Origin of the sequence: Stenotrophomonas maltophilia (assembly GCF_013464485.1) — a bacterium.
In the GTDB taxonomy this organism is placed as follows: domain Bacteria; phylum Pseudomonadota; class Gammaproteobacteria; order Xanthomonadales; family Xanthomonadaceae; genus Stenotrophomonas; species Stenotrophomonas maltophilia_AW.
In genome coordinates, this window is record NZ_RAUX01000001.1 from 1 (window position 1) to 25,132 (window position 25,132).

23 protein-coding genes are annotated in these 25,132 nt (G+C 66.0%); 18 read left to right on the plus strand and 5 right to left on the minus strand.

Going from position 1 to position 25,132, the window contains the following annotated elements; genetic code table 11:
• Positions 1-15: 15 nt before the first annotated feature.
• Positions 16-1,908 (minus strand): molecular chaperone HtpG, encoded by a 1,893-nt coding sequence (htpG, locus tag D7Y61_RS00005; RefSeq protein ID WP_180864440.1) that lies wholly within the window; start codon positions 1,906-1,908, stop codon positions 16-18.
• A 606-nt stretch (positions 1,909-2,514) separates the two neighbouring features.
• On the opposite strand from htpG, the gene rsmD reads away from it, so the two are divergent.
• From rsmD to D7Y61_RS00035, 6 genes are all read left to right on the plus strand, one after another.
• Positions 2,515-3,093 (plus strand): 16S rRNA (guanine(966)-N(2))-methyltransferase RsmD, encoded by a 579-nt coding sequence (rsmD, locus tag D7Y61_RS00010; RefSeq protein WP_180864441.1) that lies wholly within the window; start codon positions 2,515-2,517, stop codon positions 3,091-3,093.
• Positions 3,094-3,119: 26 nt separating this feature from the next.
• Positions 3,120-3,629 carry a pantetheine-phosphate adenylyltransferase gene (gene coaD, locus D7Y61_RS00015; protein WP_180864442.1) on the plus strand — a complete coding sequence of 170 codons (510 nt, stop codon included), beginning with the start codon at positions 3,120-3,122 and terminating at the stop codon, positions 3,627-3,629.
• A 59-nt stretch (positions 3,630-3,688) separates the two neighbouring features.
• The gene (locus D7Y61_RS00020) at positions 3,689-4,180 is read left to right on the plus strand and encodes a hypothetical protein (protein WP_004153167.1); all 492 of its coding nucleotides are present in this window, start codon (positions 3,689-3,691) and stop codon (positions 4,178-4,180) included.
• Positions 4,181-4,312: 132 nt separating this feature from the next.
• The gene (locus D7Y61_RS00025) at positions 4,313-4,594 is read left to right on the plus strand and encodes a YfhL family 4Fe-4S dicluster ferredoxin (RefSeq protein WP_004153175.1); all 282 of its coding nucleotides are present in this window, start codon (positions 4,313-4,315) and stop codon (positions 4,592-4,594) included.
• Positions 4,591-6,321, plus strand: a complete 1,731-nt coding sequence (ggt, locus tag D7Y61_RS00030) for a gamma-glutamyltransferase (RefSeq protein WP_180864443.1) — start codon at positions 4,591-4,593, stop codon at positions 6,319-6,321. The genes D7Y61_RS00025 and ggt overlap by 4 nt, the downstream gene beginning before the upstream one ends.
• Positions 6,322-6,439: 118 nt before the next feature.
• A complete protein-coding gene (locus D7Y61_RS00035; protein WP_019338337.1) occupies positions 6,440-7,327 on the plus strand; it encodes an MBL fold metallo-hydrolase in 888 nt (295 codons plus the stop codon).
• A gap of 85 nt (positions 7,328-7,412) precedes the next feature.
• On the opposite strand, the gene D7Y61_RS00040 is transcribed toward D7Y61_RS00035, so the two are convergent.
• On the minus strand, positions 7,413-7,706 hold the full coding sequence (locus D7Y61_RS00040; RefSeq protein WP_180864444.1) for a PsiF family protein: 294 nt from the start codon (positions 7,704-7,706) through the stop codon (positions 7,413-7,415).
• 57 nt (positions 7,707-7,763) lie between these two features.
• On the opposite strand from D7Y61_RS00040, the gene D7Y61_RS00045 reads away from it, so the two are divergent.
• Entirely contained in the window at positions 7,764-8,198 is a 435-nt protein-coding gene (locus D7Y61_RS00045) for an ArsR/SmtB family transcription factor (protein ID WP_430543685.1), read from the plus strand.
• Positions 8,170-8,649, plus strand: a complete 480-nt coding sequence (locus D7Y61_RS00050) for an SRPBCC family protein (RefSeq protein WP_180864445.1) — start codon at positions 8,170-8,172, stop codon at positions 8,647-8,649. Before D7Y61_RS00045 ends, D7Y61_RS00050 begins: the two co-directional genes overlap by 29 nt.
• Positions 8,650-8,711: 62 nt before the next feature.
• Here D7Y61_RS00050 and upp read toward each other — a convergent pair whose 3' ends face one another.
• Positions 8,712-9,344, minus strand: coding sequence for a uracil phosphoribosyltransferase (upp, locus tag D7Y61_RS00055; protein WP_005409099.1), 633 nt, complete (start codon positions 9,342-9,344; stop codon positions 8,712-8,714).
• A 216-nt stretch (positions 9,345-9,560) separates the two neighbouring features.
• On the opposite strand from upp, the gene D7Y61_RS00060 reads away from it, so the two are divergent.
• From D7Y61_RS00060 to D7Y61_RS00075, 4 genes are read left to right on the plus strand one after another with little or no spacing between them, the layout of a single operon-like run.
• Positions 9,561-12,092 carry a TonB-dependent receptor gene (locus tag D7Y61_RS00060; protein WP_219627747.1) on the plus strand — a complete coding sequence of 844 codons (2,532 nt, stop codon included), beginning with the start codon at positions 9,561-9,563 and terminating at the stop codon, positions 12,090-12,092.
• On the plus strand, positions 12,092-13,207 hold the full coding sequence (locus D7Y61_RS00065) for a phytase (RefSeq protein ID WP_180864447.1): 1,116 nt from the start codon (positions 12,092-12,094) through the stop codon (positions 13,205-13,207). The genes D7Y61_RS00060 and D7Y61_RS00065 overlap by 1 nt, the downstream gene beginning before the upstream one ends.
• A 14-nt stretch (positions 13,208-13,221) precedes the next feature.
• Positions 13,222-14,571 (plus strand): purple acid phosphatase family protein, encoded by a 1,350-nt coding sequence (locus D7Y61_RS00070; protein WP_258010166.1) that lies wholly within the window; start codon positions 13,222-13,224, stop codon positions 14,569-14,571.
• A gap of 10 nt (positions 14,572-14,581) precedes the next feature.
• Positions 14,582-15,196 carry an inorganic diphosphatase gene (locus tag D7Y61_RS00075; RefSeq protein ID WP_180864449.1) on the plus strand — a complete coding sequence of 205 codons (615 nt, stop codon included), beginning with the start codon at positions 14,582-14,584 and terminating at the stop codon, positions 15,194-15,196.
• Between the two features lie 19 nt (positions 15,197-15,215).
• Here D7Y61_RS00075 and D7Y61_RS00080 read toward each other — a convergent pair whose 3' ends face one another.
• A complete protein-coding gene (locus D7Y61_RS00080) occupies positions 15,216-15,800 on the minus strand; it encodes a hypothetical protein (RefSeq protein ID WP_180864450.1) in 585 nt (194 codons plus the stop codon).
• 109 nt (positions 15,801-15,909) lie between these two features.
• Between D7Y61_RS00080 and D7Y61_RS00085 the strand changes: the two genes are divergently transcribed.
• Both D7Y61_RS00085 and D7Y61_RS00090 read left to right on the plus strand, forming a co-directional pair.
• Positions 15,910-17,325, plus strand: a complete 1,416-nt coding sequence (locus D7Y61_RS00085) for an FAD-binding domain-containing protein (protein WP_180864621.1) — start codon at positions 15,910-15,912, stop codon at positions 17,323-17,325.
• A 139-nt stretch (positions 17,326-17,464) separates the two neighbouring features.
• Positions 17,465-18,160, plus strand: a complete 696-nt coding sequence (locus tag D7Y61_RS00090) for an OmpA family lipoprotein (RefSeq protein WP_010484399.1) — start codon at positions 17,465-17,467, stop codon at positions 18,158-18,160.
• Positions 18,161-18,337: 177 nt separating this feature from the next.
• Here the strand turns inward: D7Y61_RS00090 and D7Y61_RS00095 are convergent, their stop codons facing one another.
• On the minus strand, positions 18,338-19,369 hold the full coding sequence (locus D7Y61_RS00095) for a LysR family transcriptional regulator (protein ID WP_005409107.1): 1,032 nt from the start codon (positions 19,367-19,369) through the stop codon (positions 18,338-18,340).
• Between the two features lie 147 nt (positions 19,370-19,516).
• Between D7Y61_RS00095 and D7Y61_RS00100 the strand changes: the two genes are divergently transcribed.
• From D7Y61_RS00100 to D7Y61_RS00115, 4 genes are all read left to right on the plus strand, one after another.
• Positions 19,517-19,744 (plus strand): hypothetical protein, encoded by a 228-nt coding sequence (locus tag D7Y61_RS00100; protein WP_049414419.1) that lies wholly within the window; start codon positions 19,517-19,519, stop codon positions 19,742-19,744.
• Positions 19,741-20,511: an SDR family NAD(P)-dependent oxidoreductase gene (locus tag D7Y61_RS00105; RefSeq protein WP_180864451.1), complete on the plus strand. Its 771-nt coding sequence runs from the start codon at positions 19,741-19,743 to the stop codon at positions 20,509-20,511. Before D7Y61_RS00100 ends, D7Y61_RS00105 begins: the two co-directional genes overlap by 4 nt.
• Positions 20,512-20,602: 91 nt before the next feature.
• A complete protein-coding gene (locus D7Y61_RS00110; RefSeq protein ID WP_180864452.1) occupies positions 20,603-21,826 on the plus strand; it encodes an efflux RND transporter periplasmic adaptor subunit in 1,224 nt (407 codons plus the stop codon).
• A gap of 112 nt (positions 21,827-21,938) precedes the next feature.
• A complete protein-coding gene (locus tag D7Y61_RS00115) occupies positions 21,939-25,109 on the plus strand; it encodes an efflux RND transporter permease subunit (RefSeq protein ID WP_180864453.1) in 3,171 nt (1,056 codons plus the stop codon).
• Positions 25,110-25,132: the final 23 nt, after the last annotated feature.

The following is a 25,132-nucleotide window of genomic DNA, read 5'->3' on the forward strand; positions in this document are numbered from 1 at the left end:
CCGCTACCGGGTCGATCAGGCCGACAGCTCCAGCAACAGCTTGTTCAGGCGCGCCACGTAGGCACCCGGGTCCTTCAGGCTGTCACCGGCGGCCAGTGCGGCCTGGTCGAACAGCACCCGGCCCAGGTCGTCGAAACGTGCGCCGTCGGCCTCGGCATCCAGCTTGGCGATCAGCGGATGGCCCGGATTGATCTCCAGCACCGGCTTGCTGTCCGGCACCTTCTGCCCGCTGGCTTCCAGGATCTGGCGCATCTGCAGGCCCAGATCCTGCTCGCCGATGGCCAGCACCGCCGGCGAATCGGTCAGGCGGTGCGACACGCGCACTTCGGCCACGTCATCGCCCAGCACCGTCTTCAGGCGCTCGACCAGGCCCTGCTTGTCCTTCGCCGCCGCTTCCTGCTCCTGCTTGTCGGCCTCGCTTTCCAGTGCGCCCAGGTCGAGGTCGCCACGGGCGATGTCAACGAAGCCCTTGCCGTCGAAATCGGTCAGGTAGCCCATCAGCCACTCGTCGATGCGGTCGGTCAGCAGCAGCACTTCCACGCCCTTCTTGCGGAACACTTCCAGGTGCGGGCTGTTGCGCACCTGGCTGTAGCTCTCGCCGGTCAGGTAGTAGATCTTGTCCTGGCCTTCGGCCATGCGGCCGATGTAATCGGTGAGCGACACGCTCTGCGCATCGGCCTCGCCCCGGGTGGAGGCGAAGCGCAGCAGGCCGGCCACCTTCTCGCGGTTGTTGTAGTCCTCGGCCGGACCTTCCTTCAGTACCTGGCCGAATTCCTTCCAGAAGCTGGCGTACTGCTCGGGCTTGTCGGTGGCCAGCTTGTCCAGCATGTCCAGCGAGCGCTTGGTCAGCGCAGCCTTCATCGAATCGATGACCGGGCCGGACTGCAGGATTTCGCGCGACACGTTCAGCGAGAGATCGTTGGAATCGACCACGCCCTTGATGAAGCGCAGGTACAGCGGCAGGAACTGCTCGGCCTGGTCCATCACGAACACGCGCTGCACGTAAAGCTTCAGGCCCTTGGGCGCATCGCGGTGGTACAGGTCGAACGGCGCGCGGCCGGGCACGTACAGCAGCGAGGTGTATTCCAGCTTGCCTTCGACCTTGTTGTGGCTCCACGCCAGCGGGTCGCTGTGGTCGTGCGCCACGTGCTTGTAGAACTCGGTGTACTCGGCTTCGCTGATTTCGGTGCGCGGGCGGGTCCACAGCGCGCTGGCACGGTTGACGGTTTCCCATTCGACCGCAGCGCCTTCTTCGCCACCTTCCTTCGGCATCTGGATCGGCAGGCCGATGTGGTCCGAGTACTTCTTGAGGATGCTGCGCAGGCGCCAGCCATCGGCGAAGTCGTGCTCGCCGTCCTTCAGGTGCAGCACGATGCGGGTGCCGCGGTCGGCCTTGTCGACGGTGGCCACTTCGAAATCGCCTTCGCCGCGCGAGGTCCAGCGCACGCCTTCGCCTGCAGCCAGGCCGGCGCGGCGCGAGGTCACTTCCACTTCGTCGGCAACGATGAAGGCGCTGTAGAAGCCGACGCCGAACTGGCCGATCAGCTGCGAATCCTTCTTCTGGTCGCCGGACAGCTGGCGCAGGAAGTCGCCGGTGCCGGATTTTGCGATCGTGCCGAGATGGGCAATGGCTTCGGCGCGGCTCATGCCGATGCCGTTGTCTTCGATGGTGATGGTGTGGGCGGCGGGGTCGAAGCTGACGCGCACGCGCAGCTCGCTGTCACCTTCCAGCAGGGCAGGTTGGGTCAGGGCCTCGAAGCGCAGCTTGTCGGCGGCATCGGCAGCATTGGAGACCAGCTCGCGGAGGAAGATTTCCTTGTTGGAGTACAGCGAGTGGATCATCAGCTGCAGCAGCTGCTTGACTTCGGTCTGGAAGCCAAGGGTTTCGGTCTGGGTGGTCTCGGTCATCGATAAGGCTCCATGTGCAATGCCGCGCCAGCGCGTGCGGCCTCGCCAAGGGGTATGGCTGATTGTCCCGAAATCAAGGGGTTGGTCGGCCGGGCTGCGCCCGGCACCCGCTCAGTGCAACTGCAACTGCGAAAGCCAGGGCCAGAGCGGCATTCCGTGGGATGGCGGGGCACTGTGGGTTCACGGGGACGGCGCAAGTACGTCCATGTAGCCTTGGTCGCCGCATCCATGCGGCTCACACCCCGCGAACCCACAGTGCCCCGCCTTCGACAGTTGGCCGGTGCCTGTTGGTGGGTGCCGACCGTTGGTCGGCACATCTGTCAGATATCGATACACCAAAAGGGGTCAGATCCTTCTTCCTGCGGAAAACGGATCTGACCCCACCTCCATGACGGGCATCGGATTGCGTCTGGGGCAGAGCCCCCTGAGTCAGGGGGCGGCCGCGAAGCGGCGGGGGTATGGGAGTTGGTAAGGGGGGCCCGCGTTTCGCGCAGCGAAGCGTGGGAGCGGCAGCGCGCATGCGTTGGCGCGTACCCGGGCGCCGCCCGGCCGAACTACAATCCCGCTCATGCTGAATTTCTCGAACAACCCCCGCCGGGGGCGCCGGTGAGCGGCCGTAGTGGCAATGACGGCCAGGTCCGCATCATCGGCGGGCGCTGGCGCAACACTCGCCTGCCGGTGCCGACCCTGCCGGGCCTGCGGCCCAGCAGCGACCGCGTGCGCGAAACCCTGTTCAACTGGCTGATGCCCAGGCTGGCCGGTGCCCGTGTGCTGGACCTGTTCGCCGGCAGCGGCGCGCTGGGCCTGGAGGCCGTCTCGCGCGGCGCCGCCCACGCCACCCTGGTCGAGCGCGATGCCCAGCTGGGGCGCAACCTGTCCGCCGCGGTGACCAAGTTGCAGGCCGCCGACCAGATCACCGTGGTGCAGGCCGATGCCCTGCGCTGGCTGCAGGGCGCACCGGCACAGCAGGCCGATCTGGTCTTCATCGACCCACCGTTTGCCGATGGCCTGTGGCAGGACGTGCTGGCCCAGCTGCCGCGGCACCTGGCCGCCGATACCTGGCTGTACCTGGAATCGCCGGCCGGCCACGCGCCGGTGCTGCCGCCGGACTGGCTGCTGCACCGCGAGGGCGGCACCCGCGAGGTGCGCTTTGCCCTGTACCGCCGCGCCGCTGCTACACTTTGACCTCATCTGAACATCTGCAACCGCCCATGACCGTGGCCAATCGCCGCATCGCCGTTTACCCCGGCACGTTCGACCCCATCACCAACGGTCATATCGACCTGGTGAGCCGGGCCGCGCCGCTGTTCGAAAAGGTCGTGGTGGGTGTGGCGCAGAGCCCGTCCAAGGGCCCGGCGCTGGCGCTGGAGCAGCGCGTGCAGCTGGCGCGCGGTGCGCTGGGGCACCACAGCAACGTCGAGGTCATCGGCTTCGATACGCTGCTGGCCCATTTCGTACGCTCCGTCCAGGGTGGGGTGCTGCTGCGCGGCCTGCGCGCGGTGTCCGACTTCGAGTACGAGTTCCAGATGGCCAGCATGAATCGCCATCTGATCCCGGAAGTCGAGACCCTGTTCCTGACCCCGGCCGAACAGCACAGCTTCATTTCGTCCTCGCTGGTCCGCGAGATCGCGCGCCTGGGCGGCGACGTGTCCGGTTTCGTACCGGCCGCGGTGCTCGAAGCCCTGCGCAAGGTCCGCGAAGCGAAGGCGGCACAGCAGTAAGTCCGCAGTACCTGCACCCCATTACGTACAACACCACGCACCATTCCGGGAGGAAACCCATGAACACCACCATGCGCGCGATGCTGATCGCTTCGTTGGCCCTGGCCTTCACCGCCTGCAAGAAGGAAGAGGCCGCTCCGGTCGACGAGGCCAAGCAGGCCCTGGTCGCGCCGTCCAAGGACGACGATGCAGGCTGGAAGAAGTACCTGCAGGAAGTAGCCATCCAGAACATGGGCAACATCACCAACAGCCCGTTCCTGTACTACCTCTCGCCGGAATCGGACCCGGACTTCCAGGCCAAGTACGAGCGCCAGACCGAGAGCGCGACCCAGGCCGTGGCCCGTGGCGTGCAGCCGGGCAACATGCTGGCCTTCGGTTCGTCGGCCTCGGGCAAGATGGCTGACATGATCCAGGCCGTGTTCAAGGACGTGTCGCCGGATTCGATGAAGGGCGTGCGCGTCGTCTTCATCGGTCAGTCGGCCGACAACGCCCGCGTGCAGGCTGCCATCCAGCCGACCGGTGCCGAGTACATTTTCGTCGAAGCCAAGTAATACCGAGCCATGGCGGCCATGCTCCGGCATGGCCCGGGCGGCACCCTGCAAGGGGGCCGCTGATGACCTGACCGGCCCGCGCGCCCGCGCTGGCCGGTCCTTTGTCCCAGGGCGCGGGCGAGGAGTATCGCCGTGTCGCTGAAAATCAACGAGCTCTGCGTCAACTGCGACGTATGCGAGCCGGCCTGCCCGAACCAGGCCATTGCGATGGGTGAAACCATCTACGTGATCGACCCTGCGCGCTGCACCGAATGCGTGGGTCATTTCGACGAGCCACAGTGCGTGGTCGTCTGCCCGGTCGAGTGCATCGACCCGGATCCGGAGATCGTGGAAACGGAAGACCAGCTGCTGGCCAAGCTGCGCCAGCTGCAGCACGATCACCCCGAACTCTACGCGGAGCCCCCATCCGAATGAAGACGCTGATCGCCCGCCCCCTGTTGCTGCTCGGCCTGCTGCTGAGCCCGATGGCCTGGGCCGACAGCCCGGCCCGTGCCGAGCGCCCCGATGGTGCGGCCATTGCCAGCGGCCACGCGCTGGCCACCCAGGCCGGCATCGACATCCTGGCGCAGGGCGGCAATGCCTTCGACGCCGCGGTGGCGGTATCGTCCACGCTGGCGGTGGTCGAGCCGATCAGTTCCGGTCTGGGTGGTGGCGGCTTCTTTCTGCTGCATGATGCGGCCACCGGCAAGGACGTGATGCTGGACGCGCGCGAGACCGCACCGGCGGCGGCCACGCCGCAGGCCTTCCTCGACAAGCAGGGCAACCTCGACCGTGACCGCTCGGTCAATGGTGCCTGGTCGGCCGGCATCCCGGGCCTGCCTGCAGCGCTGGTCGAACTGTCGGCCAAGCACGGCAAGCTGCCGTTGTCGGCTTCGCTGCAGCCGGCGATCCGCATCGCGCGCGAAGGCTTCCCGGTGTACGACCGCATGGCCAAGGGCTATGCCTCGCGCCGTGAAGTGATGGAGCGCTATCCCGGCACGCGCGAGGTCTACCTGCGCAACGGCAAGCCGATCGCCAGCGGTGACCTGTTCAAGCAGCCGGAGCTGGCACAGACGCTGGAGCGCCTGGCCGCAGGTGGCTTCGATGGCTTCTACAAGGGCCAGACCGGAACGCTGTTGCTGGCCGGCGTGAAGCAGGCCGGCGGCAAGTGGACCGCTGAAGAGCTGGCCGGTTACCGCGTGAAGCAGCGCGAGCCGATCGTGTTCAACTACAACGGCTGGAAGATCACCACCGCGCCGCCGCCGTCGTCCGGTGGCATCGCGCTGGCCAGCATGCTGCAGATCCTGGAAGGCTGGGATATCAAGAAGATGGACCCGGCGCACCGCACCCACCTGGTGGTGGAGTCGATGCGTCGCGCCTACCGTGACCGCACCTTCTTCCTCGGCGATCCGGACTTCGTGCAGATCCCGCAGAAGGTGCTGACCAGCAAGGACTACGCACAGGGCCTGCGGGCGACCATCCATCCGGAGAAGGCCACGCCCAGCGACCTGCTGTCGGGCAACCCGACGCCGCTGGAAGACGACGAGACCACGCACTTCTCGATCATCGACCGTGACGGCAACCGTGTCGGCGCCACCCAGACCGTCAACCTGCTGTACGGCTCGGGGCTGATTCCCAAGGGCACCGGCGTGCTGCTGAACAACGAGATGGACGACTTCGCGCTGAAGCCGGGCACGCCCAATGCATTCGGCGTGATGGGCTATGAAGCCAATGCGCCGAAGGCGGGCAAGCGCATGCTCAGCTCGATGACCCCGACCTTCATGGAGAACGCCGACAAGGTGGTGGTGCTGGGCACCCCGGGGGGCAGCCGCATCATCACCATGGTGCTGCTGGGCATCCTCGGCTACGACGACGGCCTGGATGCGCAGCAGGTTGCCGCGCTGCCGCGCTACCACCACCAGTGGCTGCCGGACCTGATCGAAGCCGAGGACGATGCGTTCGACGCGGCGACAGTGAAGCAGCTGCAGGCGATGGGTCACAAGATCGACCTGCCTGGCAATGTGGCCGCCGGTGGCCGTGGTTCCAGCCATGTGTGGGGCAACCTGCAGACCGTGGAATGGGACCGCAGCACGAACAAGCTGTTCGGCGGCAGCGACCCGCGCAACCCGGTGGGCAGTGCGCAGGTCGTGCCTGCCCGTTGATCTGGTAGTGCCGGCCGCTGGCCGGCAATCTGGCGCATTACCGAAACCCCGCCAACCGGCGGGGTTTTCCGTTTCCCTTCTAGCGATTATTTAACGAGCCGGCGCCGATAATCGACACATGAAACTCTGGTCTATTCGTGGAAACTCGCAGCGCCTCGATGGCGGCGCGATGTTCGGCAACGCGCCGCGCGCGTTGTGGGAAAAATGGGCGGCACCGGACGAGCTCAATCGCATCGAGCTGGCCTGCCGTGCGCTGCTTGCCAGCCCGCTGGAAGGCAAGACCGTGCTGTTTGAAACCGGTATCGGCGCGTTCTTCGACCCGCGCATGCGCGAGCGCTACGGCGTGCAGGAAAGCCAGCACGTGCTGATCGATTCGCTGCGCGAAGCCGGCTTCGAGCACGAGGATATCGACGTGGTGGTGCTCAGCCACCTGCACTTCGATCATGCCGGCGGCCTGCTGGCGGCATGGAGCGAAGGGCGTGAGCCCGAGCTGCTGTTCCCCAACGCAACCTATGTGGTCGGCGCGCAGCATTGGCAGCGCGCCGTGCAGCCACATCCGCGCGACCGGGCCAGCTTCATTCCCGAGCTGCCGGGCCTGTTGCAGGCCAGTGGCCGGCTGGAAGTGGTGGACGGGGAGTACTCGAAGGCGCTCGGCCGTAGCGTACGCTTCAGCTACAGCGACGGGCACACGCCGGGGCTGATGCTGGCCGAGATCGTCGGTCACGCGCATGCCGGCGAAAGTGCGCATGGTGGCGTGGTGTTCTGTGCCGACCTGATTCCGGGGCGCTCATGGGTGCACGTGCCGATCACAATGGGCTACGACCGCAATGCCGAGCTGCTGATCGACGAGAAGCGGCAGTTCCTTGAAGACAAGCTGGCGCGCAACGTGCGGCTGTTCTTCACCCACGATCCGCAGGTGGCGTTGGCGCAGCTGGGCAGGGATGACAAGGGACGTTTCGTGACCCTGCATGAACAGGGCGAGCTGAAGGCACGCGCCCTGGGGTAATGAAAAGGCCGGGCAATGCCCGGCCTTTCACAGACGGCGGTAGCTCCACGCCATGCGTGGATGGCGTTTTATCCGGATGCGACCATTACGACGCCTTCAGGCAGCTGCTCATGAAGGTCTTGCGTGCATCACCCGCCAGTTTCTTCGCGCCGGCCTCGGCGTTGCACTTGCGCATGCGCTCCTGCTGCGGATTGGCCGCCTTGGTCTCGGCGGCGTGGCCGCTGAGGCAGGAGCTCTGTGCAGTCTTGTAGGCATCCCCCTTCAAGCCCTTGTTCTTGGCTGAGCATTCGGCCATGCGCTGCTGCTGCGGCGTGGTGGCATCGGCAGCCAAGGGCAGGCCGACCAGCAGGACGGCGGCCAGCAGGAAAGAGGCTTTCATCGGAAGCTCCAAGGGTGGCGGGTGCGCGGAGCATTCGCTTCCAGCCTGCAAGGCCACGTGAAGAATCACGCCATCGCCGCGCCTGCTTGCCGCAACGTTCAGATTGGCGTATTACTTAGCCATATGGGTAAGTATGATCCAGCCATTCAAGACGTCTTCCAGGCATTGGCCGACCCGACCCGGTGCGCGATCGTGGCTGTGCTGGGGCATGGGCCGCGCACGGTGTCGATGCTGGCCGAGCCCTTCGAGATGGCTTTGCCCTCGCTGATGAAACATCTGGCCGTGCTGGAGCGCAGCGGCGTGGTGCGCAGCCACAAGCGGGGGCGCGTACGCACCTGCGAACTGGTGCCGGCGCGGCTGGGCGAGGCCGAGCGGTGGCTGGCCGAACAACGTGCCGTATGGGAAGCGCGCGCCGACCGCATGGTCGATTTCGTTGAAACCCTTCACCGACAGGAGCAGGCCCATGGCCGTAGACGCAGGCAACAACCCTGACACCGACCTGGTCATCAGCCGTGTGCTGAATGCACCGCGTGCCGCCCTGTGGCGGGCCTGGACCGATCCGGAACTGCTGCGCCAGTGGTGGTGCCCGACGCCATGGACCACCGAGGTACGCGCATTCGACCTGCGCCCCGGTGGGGCCTTCCACACCTTCATGCAGGGCCCCGATGGCGGCAGCAGTGACAATCCGGGCAGTTTCCTGGAGATCGTGCCGCAGCAGCGCCTGGTGTTCACCTCGATGCTGGGCGCAGGCTGGCGACCGCAGTCACCGTGGCTGGGTTTCACCGCCATCATCACGATGGAGGACGAAGGGCAGGGCTGCCGCTATACCGCGCGGGTGATGCACCCGGACAAGGCCCTGCGTGACCTGCATGAGCAGCTGGGCTTCTTCGACGGCTGGAACACGGTCATCGGCCAGCTGGAAGCGTTCGCGGCCGGCCTGTAGTACAGCGCTTGGGGTCAGAGCCCTTTCGGCACGAAAGGGCTCTGACCCCCCGGTTCACCGGATCAGCCGACGCGGGTACCGAAGATGCGGTCACCGGCATCGCCCAGGCCGGGCAGGATGTAGCCCTTGTCGTTGAGCTGGGCATCAATGGCCGCGGTGTAGATCTCCACGTCCGGGTGCACGGCCTTGACCGCCTCGATGCCTTCCGGCGCAGCCACCAGGAAGATGCCCTTGATACGGCGGGCGCCGGCACGCTTGAGCATGTCGATGGTGGCGATCAGCGTGCCACCAGTGGCCAGCATCGGGTCCAGGATCAGCGCATCGCGCTCTTCCAGGCGGCCGGTCAGGCGCTCGAAGTAGGGCACCGGCTGCAGGGTTTCCTCATCGCGCTGCAGGCCGACCACGCTCACGCGGGCGGCCGGGATCAGCGACAGCACGCCGCTGAGCATGCCCAGGCCGGCGCGCAGGATCGGCACCACGGTGATCTTGGCGCCCGCAATGCGCTGCACGGTAACCGGGCCGGCCCAGCCGGGCAGGGTGTGCGGCTCGGTGTCCAGATCGGCGGTGGCCTCGTAGGCCAGCAGCGTGCCCAGTTCGTTGGCCAGTTCGCGGAAATCCTTGGTGCTCAGCGCGGCGTTGCGCATCAGGCCGATCTTGTGCTGCACCAGCGGGTGGCGCACTTCGACGATCTTCATGGTCGGGAAGGGGAGTAAGGAGAGAGGCCGCCATTTTGCCGGATTGCCCGCCCAACCCCAAACCGGCGCCGGGGACGGCCTGCATGGAATGCGCAGGCGCATGTCACGGCCATGCAACCTTGCGGACATACCGTGCAGACCCATTCTTAACAGGAATGGGGATTCCCAGTGCATATCAAGACTCCGTTGGCCGTTGCCATCACCCTGACCCTGGCGATGGGGGTTGCCGCACCGCTGCAGGCCGCCGGGCAGCAGGCGGTCGCCGCCACCGGCGCGGTGGCCACCGATGCGGTGGACCTGGACCGCATCGAGGTGCGCGCCCAGCTCGAATCGCAGATCCGCGCGGTCGACCTCAAGCGCAGCAGCGACGCCATCGAAGACGCGGTGTCCTCCGATGCGCTGGGACAGTACCCGGACAAGAACGTGGCCGAGTCGCTGCAGCGACTGCCGGGCATCAGCGTGACCCGCGACCAGGGCGAGGGCCGCTTCGTGGTGATCCGTGGCCTGGACGCCAATCTCAACAGCGTCAGCGTGGATGGCATTGCCGTGGGCACGCCGGAGGATTCCAGCCGTGCCGCGCCGCTGGACGTGATTCCGTCCGACTCCACCGAGCGTCTGCGCGTGGTGAAGTCGCCGACCCCGGACATGCCCGGCGATGCCATCGGCGGCGCCGTGCTGGTCGAGTCGGCCTCGGCCTTCGACCGTGACGGCCGCAGCCTGCGTGGCAAGATCGAAGGCAGCCACCAGCAGCTGTCCGGTGAAACCAGCCCCAAGGCCGCCTTCAACTACAGCGAAGTGTTCAACGACACCTTCGGCGTGGCACTGGGCGTGAACTACCAGAAGCGCACGTTCGAATCGGACAACACCGAAGTGGAGTACGACGATGTAAGCGGAAACAAGGACCTGACCACTACCCGTCCGGGTGAGATCACCGCGATCAATCTGCAGCACCGCAAGTACGAGATCGAGCGCAAGCGCATCGGTGCCAACCTCAACCTCGACTGGCGCCCGAATGAAGACAGCAAGTACTACCTGCGCACGCTGTACAGCCAGTTCGACGATGCGGAGACCCGCCAGCGCGTGATCTTCAACTTCGATGACGCGAAGATGGTCAAGACGGGCACCGACCAGTACCGCCTGGACGGCATGCCGAAGGATTCGATCGACAAGCGCATGCGCTATCGCACCAAGAAGGAGAACACCTTCGCGGCCAGCCTGGGCGGCGAGAACACGCTGACCAACGCCGTGGTCGACTACAAGGTGGGCTACACCCGTACCGAAGAGCGGGTGAATGACGAGATGGAGGCGCGCTTCAAGCTCAACGGCAAGGCCTTCAATGGCACGCTTGACCAGAGCAGCCGCCTGCCCAGCTACAGCTTCGACAATCCGCAGTGGCTGGACAACAGCAACTACGCGTTTGACCGCTTCGTGCTCTCGCCCAAACAGGTGAACGACAAGGAGCACAGCGCGCAGGTCAACGTGCGCTTTGACGGTGACAGCAGCAGCATCAAGTTCGGCCTGCTGGGCCGCTGGCGCGACCGCGACGTGAATGTGGATGAGCGCGAACTGCGTGTCGGCCCGAAGGTGGCGCTGTCGAGCTGGAGCACCTCCTCGCCCGAACACCGCCACGGCAACCTGGGCGACGGCATGGACTCGGCGGCGATGCGCGCGTTCTGGGCGGCCAATGGCAGCCAGTACAGCGCCCGCCCGCAGGACATTGGCGGCAACGCGATGACATCGCTGGAAGAGGACTACGTGGCCAGCGAAGACATCTTCGCCAGCTATGCGATGGGCACCTGGGATGTGGGCGCGCTGCGCATCATCGGCGGTGTGCGCGTGGAAAACACCCAGTTCAAGGCGGTCGGCAACCAGGTGGACGTGGCCGCCAACGGCCGCAGCTTCACCGTCACCCCTCGGGTGGCCGACAGCAGCTACACCAACGTGCTGCCGGGCCTGCACCTGCGCTATGACGCGGCCGACGACTGGGTGCTGCGCGCCTCGGCCAACAAGACCGTATCGCGTCCCTCGTTCGGTGACATTTCACCGCGCGTGGGCTACGGCCGGGGTGACGAGGAAGTGCGCCTGGGCAACCCGGAACTGGACCCGTACGAGTCGAAGAACATCGACCTGTCGGTGGAGAAGTACATCGGCAGCAGCGGCATCGTCTCGCTGGGCCTGTTCCACAAGTCGATCGATGGCTACATCGTGGAAACCGTGCGTACCAACGACCCGGCTTACGGCGGTTTCGACGTGACCCAGCCGATCAACGGCCGCAAGGCCACCGTGCGTGGTGCCGAGTTCAACTGGCAGCAGCAGCTGGCCTTCCTGCCTTCCGGCCTGGATGGACTGCTGGTCGGTGCCAGTGGCACCTGGCTGGACACCACGTTTGATGCCGGCATCAAGGACCGCCCAGGCGAGGACTTCACCCTGCCGCGCGCTTCCAAGCATGTCTACAGCGCACACATCGGCTATGAAAAATTCGGTGTGAGCACGCGGCTGGCAGCGGTGTACCGCAGCGAATACCTGGACAGCATCGGCAAGGGCCGTGCGTTCGACATCTACGTGGCACCCAACACCCAGCTGGACTTCTCGCTGGACTACAAGTTCACCCCGCGCATCAGCATGTACTTTGAAGCGCAGAACCTGCTGGACAAGCCGCTTGAGCTGTACCAGGGCACGCGCTCGCGCACGCTGCAGATGGAAGAGTATGGCCGCACCTACGCGCTGGGCCTGAAGGTGGCACTGTGATGGGGCGTCGCATCACCGTCATGGCCGCGGCGCTGGTGGCTACCCTGCTGGCTGGCTGCACGCCGGCCACCGGCAACGATCCGTCCGTGGCCAAGCCCGAGGCGAAAGCCACGGCCGAGCGTGCGGTGACCACCATCGCCGAGGCATTCCTTTCGCCGATGACGCCAGCCGACAACATCGATTCGCCCGCCGCCTGGCGTGCACCTGACGGAAAGCTGTGGCTGATCGCCACTGCCAAGGCCACCGACAAACTGGTGGTCTACGACGGCAGCAGCGGCCAGCACCTGCGCGACGTCGGCAGCAGCGGCACCGCACCGGGGCAGTTCGACCGCCCAAACGGCATCGCGGTGATCGACGACCTGCTGTGGATCGTGGAGCGCGACAATCATCGCGTGCAGGTATTGAGCCTGCCGGACTTCGCACCGCTGGCGACGTTCGCTGCGGACGACCTGCGCAAGCCGTACGGGCTGTGGGTCGACCGCCGTGCCGATGGCTACAGCGTCTACGTCACCGACTCCTGGGACAACGGCGAGGATGCGCAGGGCCGTGACATCCTGCCGCCGCTGGCCGAGCTGGACAAGCGCGTGCGCCAGTACCACGTGACCCGCGATGGTGCGAAGGTCGAGGCGAAGCTGGTGGCCAGCATCGGCGATACCACTGATGCGGGAGCACTGCGCGTGGTCGAGTCGATCTGGGGCGACCCGGATAACGATCGCCTGCTGATTGCCGAAGAGGACGAGAGCTACGCCAGCGAGTTCAAGGTCTACACCCTGTCAGGTCGCTTCACCGGTACCACCTTCGGCCGCGACGTGTTCAAGGCCCAGGCCGAAGGCGTGACCCTGCGCACCTGTGGCAAGGACGGCTGGTGGATCACCACCGAACAGGGCAAGCAGCGCAGCGTGTTCCATCTGTTCGACCGGCATACGCTGAAGCCGGTCGGTGCGTTCCAGGGCAATACCGTGGCCAACACCGATGGCATCTGGATGATGCAGCAACCCAGCGCGCGCTTCCCGCACGGTGCGCTGTACGCGGTGCACGACGACCAGGGCGTGGTGGCGTTCGACTGGGAGAGCATCGCCAAGCAGTTGGCGCTGCCGCTGGAGTGTGGCGCATGAGCGGGCCTTGGGTGATGCGCACGCTGGCCATTGGCCTGCTGTTGGCGTTGCCGTCACTGTCGTTCGCGGCGGTCGAGCCGAACACCCAAGTGCCGGTGGGCAGTCGGCACTACGCGGCAACAGCGGTGCCAGACCGCATCGTGGCTTCGCCTGCAGTCGATCCCAGCCACGGTTTCGCCGTGGCCTGGCGCACCGATGGCAGCGTGCAGGCGCCGCTGCTGGAAGTTGCCCCGGCCGCTGATTCACCGGCCATCGAGGGCATCCGCCAGGTGCGCGCAACGACCCGTTCGCTACAGACCGAGAATGGTCTGTCGCATCATCATCGCGCCGACATCAGCGGCCTGCAGCCGGATACCCAGTACGTCTACCGCGTGCAGGGCAACGGCAGCTGGAGCGCCTGGAACCAGCTGCGTACGCTGGCTGCCGCCGACCAGCCGCTGACCCTGCTGTACTTCGGTGATACCCAGAACAAGAACGTCAGCCATGTCAGTCGCGTGGTGCGCGCCGCGCAGAAGGCCGCACCCGAGGCACGCCTGAGCCTGTTCGCCGGCGATCTGGTCAGTGGTGGCGACGGTGTCGATGACAGCGAGTGGGGCGAGTGGTTTGCCGCCACCGGTTGGTTGGCGCAGGAAACGCTGGTCGCGCCGGCGATCGGCAACCACGAGTACTTCGAGGAGTTCGAGGACACGCCGCAGGAGCGGCGCGTGCTGGGCAGGCACTGGCCGGTGACGTTCGCGCTGCCGGGCAATGGTGCTGCCGCCGCACAGCAGACCAGCTACTGGTTCGATGCGCAGGGCGTGCGCGTGGCGGTGGTCGATGGCACTTCGGCACTCGACCTGGGCACGGCCAAGGCGCAGGCACAGTGGCTGGACAAGGTACTGAGCGGCAATCCGCAACCGTGGACCCTCGTGCTGCTGCACCAGCCGTTCTACTCGCCGCGCGAAGGACGCGAGAACGCCGCGTTGCGTGACGTGCTGCTGCCGGTGGTACGCCGCCACAACGTCGATCTGGTGCTGCAGGGCCACGATCACACCTACGGCCGTCGTGGCGAAGGGCAGGCCGCGACGCCACAGTATGTGGTGACCGTGGCCGGACCGAAGCAGTACCGTCTCTCTGACGAGGCACGAAAGACAATGGATCCGGTGGCCGAGGACACCCAGCTGTTCCAGGTGCTGCACATCGACCCGCAGCACCTGCGCTATGAAGCACGCACGGTGACCGGCCGGCTCTACGATGCCTTCGAACTGCGCCGCGACGCCAAGGGCGGCAAGCAGCGCACGGAGCTGACAGAAGGCCGCATCACGCCGCGCGACTGCCCGCGTGCGCAGACCGCCAAGGGTCGTGCCGATCGTTGCTGGGAATGAGGAGACGCCGATGACCACACCCCGCCGCATCCTACCGCTCGCCGCCATCGGCGCTGCCCTGTTGTTGCTGGCCAGTGCGGTGACCGCTGCCGATTCCGTGCTGCATCCGTTCCTTTTGGCGCAGCCGAAGCAGGCACCGCAGGAAGTGAATCTGGCGGTGGAGATTCCGGCCGGCAGCTTCACCAAGTACGAGATCAAGGAAGACGGTCTGGTGCATGTGGATCGCTTCCAGTCGATGCCGGTCGCCTATCCAGCCAACTACGGTTCGATGCCGCGGACGTTGGCTGGCGACAACGATCCGCTGGACGCCTTGGTGCTGACCCGCGAACCCCTGCATCCGGGCGTGATCGTGCGCTTCCGCCCGATCGGCTACCTGAAGATGATCGACGGCGGCGAGCACGACGAGAAGATCATCGGCGTGCCCACCGATAAGGTGGATCCGAGCTACGCCGGCATCCGCGATCTGGACGATCTGCCGGAGATCGAGCGGCAGCGCATCGAGGCCTTCTTCCGGGTCTACAAGGACCTGCCGGCCGGTCACAACCCGGTGCAGCTCAACGGCTGGGGCAATGCTGCCGAGGCGCGTGCGTTGATCAGCGAAGCCATGCAGCGCTTCGAAAAGTAGATCCACGCCATGCGTGGATTCAGCCCAGCAACGTCTCGATGAACGACCCGGCCTGCAGGTGGTCGCCCAGTACCCGGGTCACCGCCTGCACGGCGGCCTGCTGGTGTTCGGTGCGGATGCCGCCATCGTCATCATCGTTGTAGAGATCATCGCCGGCATCAAGGTACACCGTGCCTGCAGCAGCCAGGGCAGCCATCAGGGTCGGCACGTCGGCGGCGATCTCGCCGGCATCCAGCAGTCCGGCACCATGGTGGCTGAACAGCACGCGGCCGTCATCCAGGTCGAGGATGAACGGATCGGCGCCGCGATCGGCAATCACCAGCCAGCTCGATGGCCAGTTGTCGATCGGCTCGCCGCTGATGCCATGCCAGCGATAGCCGGCCTGGTGACTCCACAGGCGCCGCAGCGGCGGTATCCAGACATCGAGGCCCGGAAGGGTGATGCCGGCGTTGCCCACCTTCGCATTGATCTCATGACCCAGTGGTCCGACCTGCGCGTAGAAGCGCCCCAGCACTGGTGGTAGCGGGAAAGGTCCTTGCCAGTCACCTTCGTGCTGGGCCAGTAGCAGGCCGAAGCGGGCGAATGGGGCATGCAGATCATCCATGGCAGGGTCCAACGAGGAGCGACCCGGCAGCCTAGCAGACGGCGTCTGCGTGCAACGCCTTCACCGCCGCTGGCTATCATGTCCGCCTTGAACAACGAAGGCGGTGTCTGTGTCGGTAGCGTTGGTATGGTTCCGCCGTGATCTGCGGCTGCAGGACAATCCGGCCCTGCAGGCCGCTCTGGATGCCGGTCACGACGTGGTGCCGGTCTACATCCATGCGCCGCACGAAGAAGGCGAGTGGGCGCCGGGTGCCGCCTCCGATGCGTGGCGCCACCGTTCACTGGCCGCATTGGATGCGGATCTGCGCGCGCGGGGGTCCTCGCTGGTGCTGCGCAGCGGTGACAGCCTGCCGACGCTGCAGGCCCTGATCGAGCAGACCGGCGCCGAAGCCGTGTACTGGAACCGCAAGTATGAGCCTGCGACCCAGCCACGCGATGCCACCATCAAACGCACACTGCGTGAGCAGGGCATCGACGCGCAGAGCTGCAATGGCAGCCTGCTGTTCGAGCCATGGGACATCGCGACCCAGCAGGGGCAGCCGTACAAGGTATTCACCCCGTACTGGCGCAACGTGCTCAGCCATTGGCGGTTGCCAGCGTTGCAGGCCGCACCGGACGAACTGCCGGCGCATGAGGTCGACAGCCGCGCGCTGGACGCGCTGCAGCTGGCGCCCGCAGTGGACTGGGATATCGGCTTCTGGGAGCACTGGCAGCCGGGCGAAGCGGGTGCGCTGGAAGCACTGTCCGTCTTTGAAGACGGTGCCCTGCGTGGGTACCGCGAGCAGCGCGACCTGCCGGACCGGGTCGGCACCTCGCGGCTGTCGCCGCACCTGCATTTCGGCGAAATCGCACCCTGGCGGGTCGCCCATGTGCTGGAAGGGCTGCGCAGTGCCGGCACCGACGCCGACATCGATGGCTACCTGCGCCAGCTGGGCTGGCGTGACTTCGCCTATCACCTGCTGCATCACTTTCCGAAGACGCCCACCGACAACCTCAATCCGCGCTTCGATCGCTTCCCATGGGCAACGCCCAGTGACGCGCAGCTGCACGACTGGCAACGCGGCAACACAGGCGTGCCCATCGTCGATGCAGGCCTGCGCGAGCTGTGGCACACCGGCTACATGCACAACCGGGTGCGGATGATTGTTGCCAGTTACCTGTGCAAGCATCTGCGTGCGCACTGGCTGCATGGCGCGCGCTGGTTCTGGGATACCCTGGTCGATGCCGACCTGGCCAACAACACGATGGGCTGGCAGTGGGTGGCGGGAACCGGTGCCGACGCCGCACCGTATTTCCGTGTGTTCAACCCCGTGACCCAGGCCGAGAAGTTCGATCCGCAGGCGCGTTACATCAGCCGCTGGGTGCCCGAGCTGGCGGCGTTGCCGGTGAAAGCGCGCTTCGCACCGTGGCAGCATCCGTTGCTGCTGGCAGAGCATGCCCCGGGCTATCCGCGTACTCCGCTGGTGGATCTGGCTGCAGGCCGCGACGCCGCACTGGCGGCTTACCGCCAGTCGGGGGCAGGGTAAAGGGCGGCCTGAGCGATCCGGTCAGTTAGCTGAACGCGGGCCTGTCATCGGGCGGGATCATCATCCCGACATCGCATTGGGCTGTTTATTCTCTTTGCGCCCGCAGGCCGCCGGCCGACCGGAAACCAAGGAGAACCTCATGATCCGCAACACCACCCGCAACGTCGCACTGGCCCTGATGAGCGCGGCCGTCCTGTCGGCCTGCGCCACCGGCGGCTCCTACGTACAGAGCGACCAGTACGGCAACCCGACCGAGCAGCAGAACCGCACCGGCCGCAACGCCCTGATCGGCACCGCCATCGGTGTGGCAGCCGGCCTGCTGACCGGCGACAGCGCCACCGAGCGCCGTCAGCATGCCCTGATTGGTGCCGGTATCGGCGCACTCAGCGGTGCCGCCGTCGGCCAGTACCAGGATCGCCAGGAACGCGCGCTGCGCGAGCGTACTGCCAACACCGGCATTGATGTACAGCGCCAGGGCGACAACATCATGCTGAACCTGCCGGACGGCATCACGTTCGACTTCGGCAAGTCGACCCTGAAGCCGCAGTTCTACGGTTCGCTCAATGGCGTGGCGGGCACCCTGCGTGATTACAACCAGACCATGATCGAAGTGGTCGGCCATACCGACAGCATCGGCAGCGATGCGGTCAACAACCGCCTGTCCAAGGAACGTGCCGACTCGGTCGCGCAGTACCTGATCGGCCAGGGCGTGCAGAGCGTGCGTATCGAAACGCTGGGCGCCGGCAAGTCGTACCCGATTGCCGACAACAGCACCGATGCCGGCCGCGCAAAGAACCGCCGTGTCGAGATTCGTGTGATTCCGCTCAAACAGTAACGTGTAGCGTTACTGTTTGAGCCGGTCCGGCCATCGGCCGGAACGAAAATGCCGCCCTTGCAGGCGGCATTTTTGTGGGTGCCGAGCGTGCTCGGCACACCGATAGCCCATGTGGAGACCCGTGCCGACCAAGGTCGGCATCTACCAGGAGCGGGTTACAGGTGGCATCGCTGCAGCTCACGCCGCCGAAGCGGCCACCTTCTCCAGGATCCGCTTGCCGCTGCTTTCCAGTGCTGCGTCTTCCTTTTCCTTCTGCTGCTGCGCCAGCTTCGCGCCCGGGCACTGCGCCAGCATGTAATTGGCGTCAAAGTTGAGCTTCTCGACCAGGAAGTCGACGAACGCACGCACCTTCGGCGAGACCAGGCGGCCACCGGCGAACACCGCGTTGAAATCCACTTCCGGGCCGGTCCAGCCAGCCAGCACGCGGCGCACCATGCCGGATTCAACGAACGGCTTGGCCATCACGTCGCCCGTCAGCAGCAGGCCTTCGCCGCACACCAGCGCGCCATTCAACGCAGACATGTCGTTGGCGGTCATCAGTGGAGTGACCGGGAAGTCGCGCAGTTCGCCGCCGTTCTCGCCCAGCTGCCACGTGAAGCGCGGCGAGTTGCCGGTGTGGTACGGCTTGCGCATCGCCAGGATGCGATGGAACTGCAGCTCTTCGGGGTGCAGCGGTTCGCCGTAGCGTTCGATGTAGGCCGGGCTGGCGAACACCTGCGTACGCAGGCTGCCGAGCTTGCGTGCGACCAGATTGGAATCGGGCAGGGCACCCACACGGAGTGCTAGATCCGCCTCACCGGCAATCAGGTCCAGCTTCTCGTTGCCCATGTGCATGTCCAGGCGGATTTCCGGGTACTGCGCATGGAACTGGCCCAGCAGCGGCGCGATCCAGGTGATGCCGATCGAATAGGGCACGGTGAAGCGCAGCCAGCCGCGCGGGCCGGACTGCAGCTGGCTCACGGCGCTCTCGGCTTCTTCAAGCTCGCGCGCAATGCGCTGGCAGTGCTCGTGGTAGATCGAACCGGCTTCGGTCAGGCCGAGGCGGCGCGTGGTCCGGTGCAGCAGGCGCGCGCCCAGGCGCGTTTCCAGCTCCTGCACTTTGCGGCTGACCGTGGTCTTGGGCAGGCCGAGCGATTTGGCAGCGGCAATGAAGCTGCCTTGCTCGACCACTTTGACGAAGATCAGCGTCTCATTGAGATCGTGGGACATGGTCGGGGATCCTGGACGTCGGGGATGGGACAATCGTGACAGAACGATTGGACCGGGAGCGGGATGATTATTCCCCTTAATCAGGACTAATCAAGTAAAGGTTTGAGGTCTATCGTGGCGCCATTCGTTAATTGGAGCCCGTCCGCCATGAGCCTGCGCAACATTCTTGCCCGACTCCGGAACGCCGGCCAGAACACCCTGGACCTGGCGATGACCGTTGAAGCCCGCCCGAGTTCCTTGGTGCACAAGGACTTCCGTGAGTTTACCGCGCCCATGCGTCAGCAGCGTGGCGGTGCCATCCGCCTGGTCCCGCACAAGGGCGACCGGCTGCGTCGAATCGGGACTATCCCGGATTTGGGAGGAAATGTCCCGTGAATGGGATGCTGACGCCCGAAGTCCTGGTCCTGGGCGGCACCGGTGCGGTAGGCCAGGGCGTGGTCGGTGCGCTGCTGGAGGCCGGCAGCCCGGTGCTGGTGGTCGGCCGCGATCCAGGTCGGCTGGCGGCGCTGCACGAGCAGTTCGCCGATGAGCCGGGCCTGGAGACGCTGCTGGGTTCGCTCAGCGACGACGGCTCGGCACGCGTGCTGGCCGAACGCATCGCGTTGCGCCCGCGTCCGTTGGCAGCGGTCATCGCAGCGATGGGTGGCCCGTATCGCCGCGGCCGGGTGATCGACCGCAATGGCGACGAACTGATGGGCGCGATGCAGGCTGATCTGATGCCGCACGTGCACGCGGTGCGCCATCTGCTGCCGCTGCTGCAGGACAACGTACACGCACGCCGCTACGTGATGATCGGCAGCCCGGCCAACGCCAAACCGTGGGCCGGCTACGGCGAGACCTCGATCACCACCGCTGCATTGCGCATGTACGCGCAGGTGGTGCACCAGGAAGCACAGGCACTGGGCATACGCGCGCAGATGCTGGAAGTCTGCAGCCCGGTGTGCACCCCGGCCAACGCCGCCAATGCCTGCATCGAGTGGCCCAGCTCGCTGCTGGTCGGTCGTCGCGTGGTCTCGCTGCTCGACGGTTGCCGCGACAACCGCGCCATCGTCCGCTGTGACAGCAGCGATGCCGAACTGCCGCGCGGCCTGCTGCACCTGGACGCACCCCCTTTGTGGCGCGATACCGCAGGCGTTGCTTGACCTCGACCTTGGTTGAGGTAGCAGTATTCGCCGCCGATTTTTGCAACACGTTCTCATCTAGCTGTACCACCCCTCCGTACGGATGCATGCCATGACTTCCCCCAACACCCAACCACATCGCTTCGGCCATCGCATTGCGATGGTCGGCGTGTCGATCCTCGCCGCAGCTGTACTCGCGGCCTGCAGCGGCGGCCATGCCGAAGAAGCCGGCGCACCGCCTCCGCCGCAGGTCAGCGCCGCGCCTGTGCTGGTCAAGCAGGTCAGCCAGTGGGACGAATTTAGCGGCCGCGTCGAAGCGGTGCAGAGCGTTGAACTGCGTCCGCGCGTGTCCGGCTACATCGACAAGGTCAACTACGTCGAAGGCCAGGAAGTGAAGAAGGGCGAAGTGCTCTTCACCATCGACGCGCGCAGCTACCAGGCCGAATATGATCGTGCCGCCGCTGAGCTCGCTCGTGCCCGCACCCAGGCTACGCTGGCCCGCAGCGAATCCGAGCGCGCCAAGCGCCTGTCCGAGCAGCAGGCGATCTCCACCGAGACCGCCGAGCAGCGCCGCGCCGCCGCCGACCAGTCCGGCGCCGCCGTGCAGGCGGCGCAGGCTGCACTGGATGCGGCCCGCCTCAACCTGGAGTTCACCAAGGTGCGCGCACCGATCGACGGCCGTGCCGGCCGCGCGATGGTCACCGCCGGCAACCTGGTCACCGCTGGCGACAGCGCCAGCGTACTGACCACGCTGGTCTCGCTGGACACGGTGTTCGTCTACTTCGATGCCGACGAAAGCACCTTCCTGCGCTACGCCCAGATGGCACGCAAGGGCGAGCGTCCGAGCGAGCGTGACAGCGAGCTGCCGGTGAAGGTCGGCCTGTCCGGTGAGGAGGGCTACCCGCATGCGGGCAAGGTCGACTTCCTCGACAACCAGGTCGCCCGCAGCACCGGCACCATCCGCGTCCGCGCACTGCTGGACAACGCCGACCGCCAGTTCACGCCGGGCCTGTTCGCCCGCGTGCAGCTGCTCGGCAGTGGCCAGTTCCAGGCCCTGCTGATCGACGAGAAGGCCGTGCTGACCGACCAGGACCGCAAGTACGTGTACGTGGTCGACAAGGATGGCAAGGCCCAGCGTCGTGACATCCAGCTCGGCCGCAGTGCTGACGGCCTGCGTATTGTCGAACACGGCCTGGCCGCCGGTGACAAGGTGATCATCGACGGCGTGCAGAAGGTCTTCATGCCGGGCATGCCGGTGCAGGCCAAGGCAGTGGCGATGCAGCCACAGGCCGTGCCGGCACCGGGCCGCGATGCCACTGCCGCGCTGAACCACTGATCCGCGTCCCCGCTTAGCTGCCGGCGCCAGCGGCGGCCTTCCCTGCCTTCGTCATCCCGGCGAGGGGCAGGGAGGCTGTTGCCCGCTGTCAGCCTTTCCCAGGAATTCCTCCATGGACTTTTCCCGTTTCTTCATCGACAGGCCGATCTTCGCGGCGGTGCTGTCGATCGTGATCTTCGCCGCAGGCCTGATCACGATTCCGATCCTGCCGATCAGCGAGTACCCGGAAGTGGTGCCGCCGTCGGTGGTCGTGCGTACGGTCTATCCGGGCGCCAACCCCAAGGTCATCGCCGAGACCGTTGCCACGCCGCTTGAAGAGGCCATCAACGGCGTCGAAGGCATGATGTACCTGAAGTCGGTCGCCGGTTCCGATGGCGTGCTGCAGATGACCGTTACCTTCCGTCCGGGTACCGACCCGGACGCGGCGGCGGTGAAGGTGCAGAACCGCGTGGCGCAGGCGCAGGCGCGCCTGCCCGAGGACGTGCGCCGCCAGGGCGTGACCACGCAGAAGCAGTCGCCGACCTTCCTGATGGTGGTGCACCTGACCTCGCCGCAAGGCAAGTACGACACCCTGTACCTGCGCAACTACGCGCGCCTGCACGTCAAGGATGCGCTGGCGCGTATTCCGGGCGTGGGTGACGCGCAGATCTTCGGCGGCGGCGACTACGCCATGCGTGCCTGGCTGGACCCGGACAAGGTGGCTTCGCGCGGCCTGACCGCCAGCGACGTGGTGCGCGCCATGCGTGAGCAGAACGTGCAGGTGTCGGCCGGCCAGCTCGGCGCTGAACCGCTGCCGGACAGCAAGTTCCTGACCCTGATCAATGCCCAGGGCCGCCTGAAGACCGAAAAGGAATTCGGCGACATCGTGCTCAAGAGCGGCACCGATGGCGAGATCGTCCGCCTGGCCGACGTGGCGCGCCTGGAGCTGGGTGCGGGTGACTACACCCTGCGCTCGCAGCTGGACGGCAAGAACGCGGTCGGTATCGGTATCTTCCAGTCGCCGGGTGCCAACGCGCTGGAAATCCGCGACCAGGTCATCTCGACGATGGACGAGATGCAGAAGGCCATGCCGGCCGACGTGAAGTATGAAGCGGTGTATGACACCACCATCTTCGTGCGCGACTCGATCAAGGCTGTGGTCTCCACGCTGCTGGAAGCCATCGCGCTGGTGGTGCTGGTGGTGATCCTGTTCCTGCAGACCTGGCGTGCCTCGATCATCCCGTTGATCGCGGTGCCGGTGTCGGTGGTGGGTACCTTCGCCGCGCTGTACCTGCTGGGCTTCTCGATCAATACGCTGAGCCTGTTCGGGCTGGTGCTGGCGATCGGCATCGTGGTCGACGACGCGATCGTGGTGGTGGAGAACGTCGAACGCAACATCGAAGAGGGCCTGTCGCCCACCGCGGCGGCACACCAGGCCATGCGTGAAGTGTCCGGCCCGATCGTGGCGATCGCGCTGGTGCTGTGCGCCGTGTTCGTGCCGATGGCGTTCCTGTCCGGTGTCACCGGCCAGTTCTACAAGCAGTTCGCGGTCACCATCGCCATCTCCACGGTGATCTCGGCGATCAACTCGCTGACCCTGTCGCCGGCCCTGGCCGCGCGCCTGCTGAAGGCCCATGGTGCGCCGAAGGACGGCCCGAGCCGCCTGATCGACCGCCTGTTCGGCTGGGTGTTCCGTCCGTTCAACCGCTTCTTCAAGTCCAGCTCGGAGAAGTACGAGCGTGGCGTGGCCCGTATCCTTGGCCGTCGTGGTGCGGTGTTCGTGGTCTACGCGGTCCTGCTGGTGGGTACCGGCGTCATCTTCAAGCTGGTGCCGCCGGGCTTCATTCCGACGCAGGACAAGCTGTACCTGATCGCCGGCGTGAAGCTGCCGGAAGGTTCGTCGATCGCACGTACCGATGAAATGCTGCGCAAGGTCGCCAAGATCGCCCAGGAAACCGACGGTGTGGCTCACACCATTTCGTTCCCGGGCCTGAATGCGCTGCAGTTCACCAATACGCCGAACACCGGTGTGGCGTTCATTCCGCTCAAGCCGTTCGCCGAGCGCCATGGCCGTACCGCCGCCCAGATCAACGCCGAGATCAACCAGAAGATCGCCGGGCTGCAGGAAGGCTTCGCGTTCTCGATGATGCCGCCGCCGATCCTCGGCCTGGGCAACGGCAACGGCTACCAGATGTTCATCGAGGACCGCGGCAACCTGGGCTACGGCGCACTGCAGAATGCCGTGCAGGCGATGCAGGGCACCGTTGCGCAGACGCCGGGCATGGCCTTCCCGATCTCCAGCTACCAGGCCAACGTGCCGCAGCTGGATGCCGAGGTGGACCGCGTCAAGGCCAAGGCGCAGGGCGTGCAGCTCACCGAACTGTTCGACACGCTGCAGACCTACCTGGGTTCGGCCTACGTCAACGACTTCAACCAGTTCGGCCGTACCTGGCAGGTGATCGCGCAGGCTGACGGTCCGTTCCGCGAGACCGTCGAGGACATCGGCAAGCTGCGTACCCGCAATGATCGCGGCGAGATGGTGCCGATCGGTTCGATGGTCACCATCAAGCAGACCTTCGGCCCGGACCCGGTGCTGCGCTTCAACGGCTACCCGGCAGCGGACCTGGCCGGTGAAGCCGACCCGCGCCTGCTGTCTTCGGCCGAGGCGATGACCAAGCTGACCGAGATCGCCGGCAAGGTGTTGCCGGTGGGCATGACCACCGAATGGACCGACCTGAGCTACCAGCAGGCCACGCAGGGCAAGGCCGCCTTCATCGTGTTCCCGGTGGCGATCATGCTGGCCTTCCTGGTGCTGGCCGCACTGTACGAGAGCTGGTCGCTGCCGTTGGCGGTGATCCTGATCGTGCCGATGACCCTGCTGTCCGCGCTGTTCGGCGTGTGGCTGACCGGTGGTGACAACAACGTGTTCGTGCAGGTCGGCCTGGTGGTGCTGATGGGCCTGGCGTGCAAGAACGCGATCCTGATCGTCGAATTCGCCAGAGAGCTGGAGATGGGTGGCAAGGGCATCGTTGAAGCTGCACTGGAAGCCTGCCGCCTGCGTCTGCGCCCGATCGTGATGACCTCCATCGCGTTCATCGCCGGCACCGTACCGCTGGTGCTCTCGCACGGTGCAGGCGCCGAAGTGCGCTCGGTGACCGGTATCACCGTGTTCGCCGGCATGCTGGGCGTGACCCTGTTCGGCCTGTTCCTTACCCCGGTGTTCTACGTGGCCCTGCGCAAGTTCGTCACCCGCAATGGTGGTGGTCAGCTGGTGCAGCACGGCGAGCCGACCATCCACCACTGACATGGAACCCCACCGCCGCCGGT